This window comes from Lutibacter sp. (assembly GCF_041555395.1).
GTDB lineage: Bacteria > Bacteroidota > Bacteroidia > Flavobacteriales > Flavobacteriaceae > Lutibacter.
In genome coordinates, this window is the sequence record NZ_JBFFKM010000060.1 from 1 (window position 1) to 12,351 (window position 12,351).

Annotated in this window: 11 protein-coding genes; all 11 read left to right on the plus strand. The window is 34.2% G+C overall.

The features are described from left to right. The first annotated feature begins 591 nt into the window (after nt 1-591). The 11 genes from ABY285_RS10805 to ABY285_RS10855 all read left to right on the plus strand — a co-directional run bounded on the left by ABY285_RS10805 (nt 592) and on the right by ABY285_RS10855 (nt 12,243). Complete coding sequence (locus ABY285_RS10805; RefSeq protein WP_372769927.1) at nt 592-978, plus strand: cupin domain-containing protein; 387 nt, start codon at nt 592-594, stop codon at nt 976-978. Between the two features lie 357 nt (nt 979-1,335). Continuing rightward, complete coding sequence (locus tag ABY285_RS10810) at nt 1,336-1,776, plus strand: hypothetical protein (protein ID WP_372769929.1); 441 nt, start codon at nt 1,336-1,338, stop codon at nt 1,774-1,776. A gap of 314 nt (nt 1,777-2,090) precedes the next feature. Beyond that, nucleotides 2,091-2,492 (plus strand): ferritin family protein, encoded by a 402-nt coding sequence (locus ABY285_RS10815; protein WP_372769931.1) that lies wholly within the window; start codon nt 2,091-2,093, stop codon nt 2,490-2,492. 194 nt (nt 2,493-2,686) lie between these two features. Next, on the plus strand, nt 2,687-3,148 hold the full coding sequence (locus ABY285_RS10820) for a hypothetical protein (RefSeq protein ID WP_372769933.1): 462 nt from the start codon (nt 2,687-2,689) through the stop codon (nt 3,146-3,148). A gap of 212 nt (nt 3,149-3,360) precedes the next feature. Then, entirely contained in the window at nt 3,361-3,528 is a 168-nt protein-coding gene (locus ABY285_RS10825; RefSeq protein ID WP_372769935.1) for a hypothetical protein, read from the plus strand. A gap of 363 nt (nt 3,529-3,891) precedes the next feature. Then, complete coding sequence (locus ABY285_RS10830; RefSeq protein ID WP_372769937.1) at nt 3,892-4,422, plus strand: CIA30 family protein; 531 nt, start codon at nt 3,892-3,894, stop codon at nt 4,420-4,422. Nucleotides 4,423-4,532: 110 nt separating this feature from the next. Next, nucleotides 4,533-7,250: a phosphoenolpyruvate carboxylase gene (locus ABY285_RS10835; RefSeq protein WP_372769939.1), complete on the plus strand. Its 2,718-nt coding sequence runs from the start codon at nt 4,533-4,535 to the stop codon at nt 7,248-7,250. Nucleotides 7,251-7,556: 306 nt separating this feature from the next. Then, nucleotides 7,557-7,892, plus strand: a complete 336-nt coding sequence (locus ABY285_RS10840; RefSeq protein ID WP_372769941.1) for a hypothetical protein — start codon at nt 7,557-7,559, stop codon at nt 7,890-7,892. 152 nt (nt 7,893-8,044) lie between these two features. Then, on the plus strand, nt 8,045-8,506 hold the full coding sequence (locus ABY285_RS10845) for a mobile mystery protein A (RefSeq protein ID WP_372769943.1): 462 nt from the start codon (nt 8,045-8,047) through the stop codon (nt 8,504-8,506). Beyond that, complete coding sequence (locus ABY285_RS10850; protein WP_372769945.1) at nt 8,497-9,093, plus strand: mobile mystery protein B; 597 nt, start codon at nt 8,497-8,499, stop codon at nt 9,091-9,093. Before ABY285_RS10845 ends, ABY285_RS10850 begins: the two co-directional genes overlap by 10 nt. 111 nt (nt 9,094-9,204) lie before the next feature. Beyond that, a complete protein-coding gene (locus ABY285_RS10855) occupies nt 9,205-12,243 on the plus strand; it encodes an aminotransferase class III-fold pyridoxal phosphate-dependent enzyme (protein ID WP_372769947.1) in 3,039 nt (1,012 codons plus the stop codon). Nucleotides 12,244-12,351 lie beyond the last annotated feature (108 nt).

The window sequence follows — 12,351 nt, forward strand, 5'->3', positions numbered from 1 at the left end:
TACGAATATTTATGTATTATTAATAATTTGCAATCATTTTATTAAAAAATAAAATAAAATACGCTGCGATATTTGAAGAATCTTCAACATTTTAGGTAGGCGTTAACTGAATTTGATGCTTATGACCCCATTAATTAGCGATAAATAATTGATAAATATGACTGATTTACAGAGCACTATGTGTTAAATGTCTCAAAAGTTACACTAAAAATTGTTATTGCATTATTTATCGATTTTTTATAAAGCTTTTTTTAAATAACAGCATTAAAGGGATTCTTTTTTATTGAACTGTTTTTACATAGATGCGACAGAACCTTTAAATCATGCTTTAGAGGAAATAAACCTAAAAATGAAAAATATTTCAGCAATAGCATTTGATACCCGTTTTAACAATTCATCTTATTTTTCGAAGTGTTTTCGAAAACTATTTGATCTTTTACCCTCGGTTTATATAAATTCCTAAAATTTGAGGTATTCAATATTGACTTAAAAGTTCACTTATTATACCCAAATGTGCTACCCCCCTACTCTTTTAAGTGTTATTTTTGGGAACACTACTAAACTAATAATTAACACTTAAAACTCAAAAACATGAAAATTGCAAAAGACAACATCGAAATAAAAATGGAGATTCCTGGAGCTATTATCCGTCAGAAAACTGATTTTGGCGATGCTACCGGAATAGGTAAGATCAGCGGTGAGTACTTTAGTTTTTCCGCTGGAGTTGACACAACAGCGCTGTTTATAGGACTTGAAGGAAATTTATGTCAGTGCCCACACTGGGGATACGTTTTGAACGGTCAAATTACGACCACCGACGCTGATGGCATCAAGGAGCGTGTAAATGCGAATGACCTGTTTTTTTGGCCTGCAGGGCATAATGTAAAAGTTGATACAGATGCAGAGATCATCATGTTCAGCCCTCAGAAGGCGCATACTCATGTTATCAATCATATGATTGATAAGGTTAAACAGTAAGCAAAATGCCAAAATTTATGAGAGTTGCACTTTTTGATCGGAAAATATTGTGCAAGCTTTCCTAGTTGCCTTATTTATGCTAAATGCTATTTAAAGTTTAGAAAAATAAGCCCATAACAGCCAATATAAGTAAGCTGGGTGAAAGTGATTTATTTAGGTTTTGTACCTTTAATAAAAATCTCAGAAGTCTGACAAGCAAATGGCTTCCAAATCCCAGCCAACTCATATTGGCGAGGCGTTGGAAAACATATTAGGCGGAGACTTCAACCTCAACAACAATAAGCAATATGCCTTTTTATTTTTTTCCTTGCTTTTTTTTAGCATTGTAACGGATTTATTAATTTATAAAAACACGCTATGAAATACAACCTTAAACGACACAAACTTTTAGGAGCGTTATCAAGACTTTTTTCAAAGAGAAAAATTAATGGAGGGAAATATGCAAATGATATTGGAATGACGTATGAAGAAATTGATACGTTCTTAAATGTTAAAACAGACGAAAGAGATTTAATTATTTCCGAGCTATTTAAATCAAAAGAAATTAGCGCTTTTAAATTAGACGGTAAGGGTAATGGGTGTATAATTAGTGACACTCTTGGAATAAGTAGTTTTGTTAATAAAAAATACCTAAAAGAAAACAATCATATTTTTATAAGATATTCAAAGATTGCGTCTGGATTTGGATTATTGATAATAGCTCTGCTGGCTTTTAATTTCAGTGTTTTAGAACCCAACAATTTAAAACTTGATAAAAAACAAAAAACTGAAGAATTAAAACAAGACTCCATACAATAACCAGGAGTGTAAATAAAAAAATAACCCCATTTTTCAGATTCATAAAATTGAACGATTAGCAATTAAAATTTACTAAATATATTTGTTTTTGCGTTTTCCATAATTCCTAAAAGTTTTGTGAGAAAAAAGACGGTGCCTTTTGTTAGACCTCAACGACTTTAGCCGATACTTGAATAGATTTTGGCTCGTTTATTCAGCTAATAAAACCATTGAAGAACTTTGTCTTATTTATCAATCCAGCTACGAACAAATCAATTTGCGCCATTAAACATCATAATCTTGAAGATTAGAAGTTTTTTAGCTATTTTTGAAACATGAGAACACAAACAGATATGACAAAAGAACAGAAAATAAAGTTACTAAAATTACAACAAGGCGAACTCAATGCCGTCTTAATTTATCAGCGTTTGGCTAAAATCACCAAACATAAAAAAGGGAAAGAAGTATTTTCTAAAATAGCTGCAGATGAAGGAAAACATGCTGCAATCCTAAGGTCATATACCAATGAGATATTAAAACCCAAAGGAACAAAAGCAAAACTTGTGGGATTTCTTTATCAACTATTGGGACATAATTTTGTAATCGGACTATTGGAGAAAGGAGAGTTGAAATCAATTGATTATTATAAGCCCTTAAAAGATGTATTTCCCAAGATTCAGCAAATTATTGACGATGAACTTCGTCATGCTGAAATGGCTAAATCCTTGTTAAAATAATGTTTACACGATTGAAATAAAATACTGCAGCACCACAACATATAAAAATAATGCGGGCAACTTAGGTCTTGTATCCCTGCCTCAATTTGTTAACTTTGGTAACATCCTTAAAAGAAAGTGCTGTTAAGTAAGCGCTACTTTTATAGCAACGTTAGCGGACATTGCAAAGCGATCATATAAATTGCATCAAGAAAATGAATAAATTAAATAAACAATTAGAAGAACTTGCGACCAAGATATCACAACAGGACATTGTTAGAATGGATGTTTCAAAATCAACTGTCGGCTGGCATATTGAGCATAGTTTGCTTACCATTAATTTCATAATTGAAGAAGTAAGAAAATCAAATCCGATAAATTATAAATGGCGTTTCAAACTTTCAAGAGTTCTTGTATTTGCCATGAAAAAAATACCCCGAGGACGTGCAAAAGTCCCCAAAGTTGTGGCTCCTATAAAATTTGATGAAAAGACTTTAATAGAACACCTGGAAATTACCAAATCAAAAATTCAAGATACAAAAACCATTAGTTCAAACAAGTATTTTAATCACCCATATTTTGGGAATTTAAAATTAGACAAGACCTTAAAGTTTCTTGAAATTCATACAAATCACCATTTAGAAATAATAAACGACATTGTAAATGGCAAGACATAAAATGACGTTGAATTGACAAAGCTTCCAGAAAACAATGAACCGCTAACAGTGGCATTAAGCGTTAAGGACTTAACTTATATTATAGAATAAAACATAATTAATTAAAACGATATAAATAAGTAGCCAAAACTTAAATAACAATAGATAAATAAAATAAAATCAATACTTTCACTATAAATTAAAAATAAAGAAACATGTTTAAAAAATTTACAATGGCAGACAAGCTCCTCTTTGTTGCGGCTTTATTATCGTTGATATTTGCCGAAGCACTCTATTTTCAAGGAAACAAAGCAGACGGAACTTTTATTGGACTATGGGTTCCTTCAATATTGGCATTTGGAATTTACCTAAAACTAATTAATAACACAAAAAATGATTGATTTAATACCATATTTCGCAGGTCTAATAACCCTGCTTTTTGGCTTCGGTTTTGCCTTAGCAATTAGAGAAGCAAACAAAATGAAATAGCTAATATTATTTATCTGCTACCAAAAGTACTTTGCATTAAATAAGTGAGTTTGTAGTTTGTGTAGTCGTAATTTGTGATTTAATTGTGTTGCAGACTTCAAAAATTTTAGTTTTGGACACTTTACAAATAAAACACCAAACTGCTAACAGCACCTAAAAGAAATTTGCGGTTCTGTGGTTTATTGAAATTTTGTACTTTGCAGCAAGTTGTGTGGTCGCAGAAAGTTTTGTATTTCGAAATCGCCAACTTCTTTTAGCTGCAAACCGTTATATTTATGAAATACTTAATTTATATGATCATTTTATTTTCTTCAATGACCTCAAAAGTAATTTTTGATTTTAACAAAAGTTCAGACGTCCAAGACTGGATAGTTGTAGATGATGTTGTCATGGGGGGCGAATCATCAGGCACTTTTAAATTAAATGATGATGGTTTTGGTGTTTTCGAAGGCAGCATATCACTGGATAACAATGGGGGGTTCTCTTCTGTACGTTATAGGTTCCAAAAAACAATGATAAAGGAATGCACGACCATTATTGTTAAACTTCGAGGTGATGGTAAAAAATATCAATTTAGGATAAAATCTAATTCCGGAGATTATTATTCCTACATAGCCCCATTTTTAACCTCAGGAGATTGGCAAGAAATAGAAATTCCCCTAAAAGATATGTATCCTTCGTTCAGGGGAAGAAGACTTGATCAACCCAATTTTTCCAAAGATTATATTGAAGAAATCACCTTTTTAATAGGAAACAAAAAAAAGGAAAATTTTAAACTCTTGATTGACAAAATAGTGTTAAAATAACACTTCGTAACGGAACAATTAAAAACTATTTACAACAAAAAATAAACGGCATTTAAACGGAAGTTTATTCAAGACGTTGAAAAACATTATTTAAAAACATAAAATAACCCATGAAGAAAGAAACACTTGAGCTCGAAGGACTGCAAAAGATCAAAACAGATTTCAAATATCTCATTTCCACATTTAAAGAAATGCTCCAATCACTAGGTGAAGATAATCTAGCAGCTATGATACCGTTGGAAAATATTCAGCCTTCTGCAAATCAAGGTGAGGTTCCAGATGAAAAACTAGCACAGGCAATCGGAATTTCCTTCGAACTACTTAATTTGGTGGAAGAAAACGCTGCTACTCAATTTCGCCGGAAAACAGAAACCCAGTTTGGATTAGAAAACATTCGTGGATCTTGGGGTGAAACTTTGAAATTATGGAAAACATCCGGGATTAAAGAGCAGGAAATTGCAGACTTATTACCTAAAATTAAAGTAATGCCGGTTCTGACCGCACATCCCACAGAGGCAAAACGGTTGACCGTATTAGATATTCACCGTGAACTTTACGTGCTGTTAGTAAAAAATGAAAACCCTCTTTGGTCAACCTCAGAACGAGCTACGATTACGCAAGAAATAAAAAGTTTATTAGAGCGATGGTGGCGTACAGGAGAGATTTACCTTCAAAAGCCAAGCTTGGCTGATGAACACAGTAACGTAATGCACTACTTTGTCAATGTATTTCCAGAAGCTCTGCGTTTAACAGATCAGCGTTTGTTTGATGCTTGGCAATACATGGGGTTTTCCTCCAAAAATCTTGAACGGCCAGAACAGTATCCCAACATAGAATTTGGAAACTGGGTTGGAGGAGATAGGGACGGACATCCTTATGTAACACCAGAATTTACAGCCTCTACCCTGAAGATACAGCGGCGCGCGGCATTAAAAATTATGAGGAAGGAACTGGTTCAATTGGCTGAGAAACTCAGTTTTTCGGAGTACTTAAATAAAATTCCATCAAAGTTCTTCGATGAATTAAAGGCTAGGGCCGAAATATTGGGTGCAGCTGGTCAGAGGGCCTTAGAACGCAATCCTTCCGAGCCTTTACGACAGTTCATCAATTTATTGGTTGTTCAATTGGACAACACCATGGCCGAATGTTATGACCTTGGTGAAAAAAGCCATTTTCGGCGACCGGAGAATTTAGCGGCGGAATTAAAAAAACTCAGGGATGTTCTCATCCACTTAGGGGCAAATCAAATAGCCAAAGAATGCCTATTTCCCATTGAGCGGTCCCTAGGCTGCTTTGGTTTCCATTTAGCAAAGCTGGACATTAGGCAGAACAGTGAATATCATGAAAAAGCCATTAGCCAGATACTCCAAGCCTCGGGCTTTGCGGATGCTGACTATTCAAATTGGAATGAGAAAAAAAGATTGTCCTTCATTAATCAAGAATTGGTAAGTAACCGCCCTTTCCTTGTAGCAGGAACTTCATGTGGACCAGAAGCAAACAATGTGTTAGGGTATTTTAAAGAAGTAAAAGATTATGTGGATCTATACGGAGCGGATGGAATTGGTTCTGTAATAGTTAGCATGACTCGTAGTTTAAGTGACCTACTTCTTGTTTTTCTATTCTTGCGTGAGGTTGGCCTGAAAGATGCTAATCTCCCTGTGGTGCCACTATTGGAAACCATTGATGATCTAGTAGCCGGACCCAACATATTGGAAGCATTTTTGACCCACCCCACTGTTCAAGAAATGCGAAAGGGTGAAAAATCATTTGTACAGGGTGTCATGCTGGGCTATAGCGACAGCAACAAAGATGGCGGAATATTAACCAGTAGATGGACTATATATAAGGCAGAGGAAAAACTCACGGAAGTAAGTAATAGACTCGGGATCCAACTTCGTTTTTTCCATGGGCGTGGCGGAACCATAAGCAGAGGCGGCGGAAAAATCCATCGCTTTTTGGAAAGCATGCCACCCGGTTCGATGAGTGGACAAATCAAAATGACCGTACAGGGTGAGACCATTGCCAATCAATTCGCCAATCGTCTAAACGCCTGTTATAATCTGGAAATGATGATTTCCGGTACAGCCAGGCAGGCGATGTTATCAGTGGACAAAAGTAAAAACCAAAAATTGTATGACATCATGGACCGCCTTGTAGGATTGTCCCGTAGTAATTACAGGCAATTGTTGGACCACCCAAAGTTTATAGAATTCTACAGCCAGGCCACCCCTATAGATGTATTGGAACAAAGCAAGATTGGTTCCAGGCCAGCACGTAGAACCGGTCAGAGGTCACTCAATGATCTGCGCGCCATACCATGGGTGTTCAGTTGGAACCAAGCAAGATTTAACCTTAGTGGATGGTTTGGAACTGGTGCCGCTCTCGGCAAGTTTCAAGAACAGTACCCTGAGGATTTTGAGCACTTAAAAACTGCTGCACAAGCATGGCCTTTCCTAAAATATAGCCTGATTGAAATCGAAACAAATCTTTTGAATTCGGATACCGAAATCATGAAAGTATTTGCTGATTTGGTGCAAGACCCTACCATCAAAATCGAGCTAATGGAACTTATTTTGACTGATTATGTTTTGTGCTTAAAACAGATTGAAAATTTGATGGGTGACTCATTAGAAAAACGTAGAATCTCTAGACTGGAAAACAACAAACTTAGAAAAGAGGCATTAAAAATATTGCATGTGATTCAAATACAATCGCTTGAAAAATGGCGCAAGTCCCGAGAAAGTAACTCGCAGGGGGACAGTCAATTGTTGTTAATGCTTTTGTTATTAGTTAATGCGTTGTCTGGTGGCTTAAAAGGTACTGGTTAAGAAACTAAGAGGCAAAATTCTTGTATCAATTTGAGATAAAACTATCTAAATAAAGTTGAAATCATAATGAAAAGGTTTTATAGGGTATGATTCATTAGTTGAATAAAATAAAAAACATAATTTTAAACATCGGGAAATTGCGTTTTCAAATTCGCAACTTTTCATGCGCTAAACCATTGTGATCATAAAAATTTAATAAAATTTCAGATTTGGATATACTTAAAAATTACTCAAGCCAAACAATTAAGCTTAGACCTGATTATGAGGGTGAAGTTACTGCAACGCTGATTGCTTCAAAATTCAATATTGGGAATAACATTGGTTATCGGCGCATGGAATTATCCCTATCAACTTTTATTGGTTCCTGCAATATCATCAATTGCGGCAAAGCACCTAACGCCTGTTACGCTTGAGCTTGGCGGAGGCGCTGTAAATGATAAGGTCATGCATTTATCAAACAGCAATCTTCCTTTCGGCGGTGTTGGATTAAGCGGAACGGGAAGCTATCATGGAAAATCTGGCTTCGATACATTTTCTCATTACAAAAGCATCTTAGATAAACCATTTTGGTTAGAACCAAATATTAAATATTCGCCATACTCCATGAAAAAATTGAAAATAATCAAATGGCCTTTAAAGTAAATTACGAATCCCTGACAGCAACATACATACTTATATGTATGCTTTTATATTTTAAAGAATATTAATATGTATTCTTTTATTTGTATTTTTATACATATTTGTATACTTTTGTTTTAATATTTATACTTATATGTATAAAAAACCATTAACTCATGAGAAACAAAAACAAACTACTTATAGAACAACTGGATCAAAAACTCGCTGAATTTAAAGATGCCGGAATGGTCATGGTACCACAAAAAGGGTGGATAAATACTATTAGAACTACGCTTAATATGACAAGGGACCAATTAGGGACCAAACTTGGATTAACAAAAGGAGCAGTACAAAAAATTGAAGAACGTGAAGCTACAGGGCAAATAACCATCAATAAATTAAGGCATGTTGGTGATGCGTTGGCTATGCAATTTGTCTATGGTTTTGTTCCAAAAGATGGGTCTATTGACAATCTAATCAATTCGAAAGCTGATAATCTGGCTCGAAAAATTGTCTTAAGGACGAATCAAAACATGAAATTAGAGGGCCAAGGAATCAGTGATCAAAAAATTAACGATTCAATAACAGACTTGGCAAATGAAATAAAAAGAGAAATGAGAAAGTCATTATGGGATTAGATCTAAAATATGAAGACGGACAAACACCTTTAGATGACGACGAAAAAAAAGGTTTAAAGATAAATTCAATAACTACACAAAAAGAATTGGATGAATTTGAGCAATTAAACATAGAAAAGACAGTTGAATGGACCATCCACTCCAATTTAAAACCAGAAAAAATATTGACAGAAAAATTTATAAAAGATTTACATAAGAAAATGTATGGTGGTGTTTGGAAATGGGCTGGTGAATTTCGAAAATCTGAAAAAAACATTGGAATTAAATGGACACAAATTGGCGTAGAATTAAAGAACCTTATTGATGACACAAAGTATTGGATAGAAAACAAAACGTATTCACCCGAAGAAATCGCTATTAGGTTTAAGCATAGGATTGTGGCAATTCACTGCTTTCCAAATGGAAATGGAAGACATTCAAGAATGATGGCTGATATCATTATGGAATCAATTTTTGGTAAAGAAATTTTTACCTGGCATGAATCAAATATGGTCAAAGCAGACGAAACAAGGAAAAATTACATTAAAGCATTAAGAGAAGCTGACAATGGAAATATAAATCCTCTAATTGAATTTGCCCGAAATTAAAAAACTAAAGCCAGCACCACATATAATTTATGCTTACTTTTAAACTAAATGCAAACCGAAAACTGTAGTTGGAGTGCTGCCCATATTATAGTGCTTTTAACAAATGAATAAATGAATTACAATAACCTAAAAATAACAACCCAGCAAGCAGAAAACATCCTTTCCGAGTTTTATAATATAAAAGGAGTGGCATCTCAACTTCCAGGTGAAATAGATTTTAATTTTAGAATTAAAGTTGCACATGGAGAAGGCTATATTTTGAAAATCTCCCGCCCCCATGAAAATGAAAACTATCTTGATTTTCAACAAAAATTATTACAGTTTGTTGAAGGGAATACATTAAATCTTCTCGTTCCAAAAGTATTAAATAATATAAGCGGAAAATCAATTTCTGAATTTACAGATGAATTTGGAACGTTAAGAAAAGTACGCTTATTAACTTGGATTTCAGGAAGAATTTGGACTCATGTAAATCCACAATTGGACGATTTACGTTTTAGTTTAGGTGAACAATGTGGATTGTTAACCAACACTTTACAAGGATTTGACAACAAAGAATCCCATCGGGAATTTGTTTGGGATATTGCCCAATCGCTTTGGACAAAAGAACATCTTCATTTATTTAATGAAAAAGAAAAAGAAATCATTGCTTTTTTTCAAAACAGCTTTGAAAATTCACAAATTTCCTATTCAAAACTTAGAAAAGCAGTTGTACATAATGATGCAAATGAAAATAATATCATTGTTGCATGGGATTTAATAAACCCAAAAGTAAAGGCAATTATTGATTATGGCGATGCTGTTCACACGCAGATTATTAATGATTTGGCTGTTGTTTGTGCCTATGCAATGATGCAGCACAATGAACCCTTAGATGCGGCTTTGCCAATTATTAAAGGATATCACTCCAAATTCCCGTTACTGGAAAATGAATTGGTTCATTTGTACCATGCAATAGCCATGCGTTTGGTGATTTCGGTAACAAAATCGGCCATTAATAAAGTTAAAGAACCTAACAATAAATACTTACAAATAAGCGAAAAACCTGCTTGGGAAGTGCTTAAAAAATGGCATTTAATTTCTTTCGATTTTGCACATTATAGTTTTAGAAATACTTGTGGTTTTGCTGCACATCCGAATGAAGTTAAATTCAAAAATTGGTCGGCTAAAAATAATTTCAGCCTTATGGAATTATTTCCTGCCATTCAAAAAAATGAAGTTCAACCATTAGATTTAAGTGTCTCAAGCAAATGGATTGGCCATCAGGAAGCGTTTAACGATTTAGATTTGTTTGACTATAAAATCAATAAATTGCAATCTGAAAATCCTTCAAAAATTATTGCAGGCGGCTATTTAGAACCTCGTCCATTATATACTTCAACTGCTTTTGACAAAATTGGAAATAGCGGTAGAGAAAGCAGAACCATTCACTTAGGAACCGATTTTTGGCTTCCAAATAAGACCCCCGTTCACGCATTATTTGATGGTGAAGTGGTGGTTTCTTATAATAATGCCGGAAATAAATTATATGGCGGACTCCTTATTTTAAAACATAAAATTGAAGATTTCAACTATTATACTTTATATGGACATTTAAGTATTGACAGTGTTTCAACTAAAAATATTGGCGCTCAAATTAAAAAAGGTGATTGCATTGGCTATTTAGGAAATAAAGAAGAAAATGGCTGTTGGGTTCCTCATTTACATTTTCAGGTCATGTTATCGTTGTTAAATTATAAAATTGATTTTCCTGGTGTCGCATTTTACAATCAAATTGATGTATGGAAAAGTATTTGTCCAAATCCAAATCTGCTTTTTAATTCAAATGGACTTAAACAAGCCGAAACCATTTCAAATGATGAATTGATTGCTTTTAGAAAACAGCATTTAGGAAAAAGTTTGAGTTTGCAATACAACCAACCTATTAAAATGGTGAGAGGTCTTGGTCAATATTTAATGGATCAATACGGAAGAAAATATTTAGATACCGTTAATAACGTAGCCCATGTAGGCCACGAAAATTACAAAGTTGTAAAAGCCGGTCAGGAACAAATGGCTTTAATTAATACCAATTCTCGTTACCTGCACGAAAATATTAATGAACTTGCCAAAGAATTACTAGAAACCTTACCGCCAGAATTAAATGTATTGCATTTTGTAAATTCCGGAAGTGAAGCTAACGAATTGGCTATCAGAATGGTAAAAGCGGTAACTTGTGAGCGAGATATTATAGCTTCTGAAGTAGGCTACCACGGAAACACCAATATGTGTATTGCTATAAGTTCCTATAAATTTGATGGAAAAGGGGGAAAAGGAGCTCCTGAACACACGCACATATTTCCGCTGCCTGATTCATTTAGAGGAAAATACAGAGGCGAAAATTCCGGTGAAAAATATGCAGCTGAAGTAAAAAAACAAATTAAAAAGATACAAGATAAAGGCAGCAATGTTGGTGGTTTTATTATTGAACCAATTATTAGTTGTGGGGGTCAAATAGAACTACCTAAAGGATTTTTAGCAAAGTCATACGAGATGGTAAGAGCTGCTGGCGGGTTGTGTATTTCAGACGAAGTTCAAACAGGTTGTGGCAGAATGGGAAAAACATTTTGGGGTTTTCAACTACACCATGTTGTTCCCGATATCGTGACCATTGGAAAACCTTTAGGAAACGGTCATCCGTTAGCTGCCGTAGCTTGTACTCGAGAAGTAGCTGATAAATTTGCAAATGGAATGGAGTATTTTAACACATTTGGAGGCAATCCTGTTTCTTGTGCCATTGGCGTGGAAGTATTGAAAACAGTGAAACGAGAACGATTGCAGGAACATGCATTACAAATAGGTGAATTTCTAATAGATGCATTAAATAAACTAGCCATAGAATTTCCAATTATTGGAGATGTTCGTGGACAAGGATTGTTTTTAGGAATTGAATTGGTGGATAGCGACATGAATCCATTAGAGGCTCAAGCAGCCTATTTAGCGAACCGAATGAAAGATCACGGAATTTTAATGAGTATTGATGGACCAGACCATAACGTCTTAAAAATTAAACCGCCTATTATTTTTTCAAAAGAAAATGCTGAAGAACTGATTTATTATTTGAAAAAAATATTTTCGGAAGATTTTATGAATTCTTATAAACGAACTTAATTCTGAAAACAGGAGGCGTTCAAGCATTTTCGATATCAAAGGCAAATAATTCAATTAATTTAGGCATAAAAAAAACGGTTTAGAAAAACTAAACCATTGTTTTTAAAA

Bases quoted from the DNA above. Each gene is read 5' to 3' on its own strand.
- ABY285_RS10850 (WP_372769945.1), top strand. From the start codon at position 8,497: ATGGGATTAGATCTAAAATATGAAGACGGACAAACACCTTTAGATGAC.
- ABY285_RS10835 (WP_372769939.1), top strand. From the start codon at position 4,533: ATGAAGAAAGAAACACTTGAGCTCGAAGGACTGCAAAAGATCAAAACA.
- ABY285_RS10805 (WP_372769927.1), top strand. From the start codon at position 592: ATGAAAATTGCAAAAGACAACATCGAAATAAAAATGGAGATTCCTGGA.
- ABY285_RS10855 (WP_372769947.1), top strand. From the start codon at position 9,205: ATGAATTACAATAACCTAAAAATAACAACCCAGCAAGCAGAAAACATC.
- ABY285_RS10810 (WP_372769929.1), top strand. From the start codon at position 1,336: ATGAAATACAACCTTAAACGACACAAACTTTTAGGAGCGTTATCAAGA.
- ABY285_RS10820 (WP_372769933.1), top strand. From the start codon at position 2,687: ATGAATAAATTAAATAAACAATTAGAAGAACTTGCGACCAAGATATCA.
- ABY285_RS10815 (WP_372769931.1), top strand. From the start codon at position 2,091: ATGAGAACACAAACAGATATGACAAAAGAACAGAAAATAAAGTTACTA.
- ABY285_RS10825 (WP_372769935.1), top strand. From the start codon at position 3,361: ATGGCAGACAAGCTCCTCTTTGTTGCGGCTTTATTATCGTTGATATTT.
- ABY285_RS10830 (WP_372769937.1), top strand. From the start codon at position 3,892: ATGAAATACTTAATTTATATGATCATTTTATTTTCTTCAATGACCTCA.
- ABY285_RS10845 (WP_372769943.1), top strand. From the start codon at position 8,045: ATGAGAAACAAAAACAAACTACTTATAGAACAACTGGATCAAAAACTC.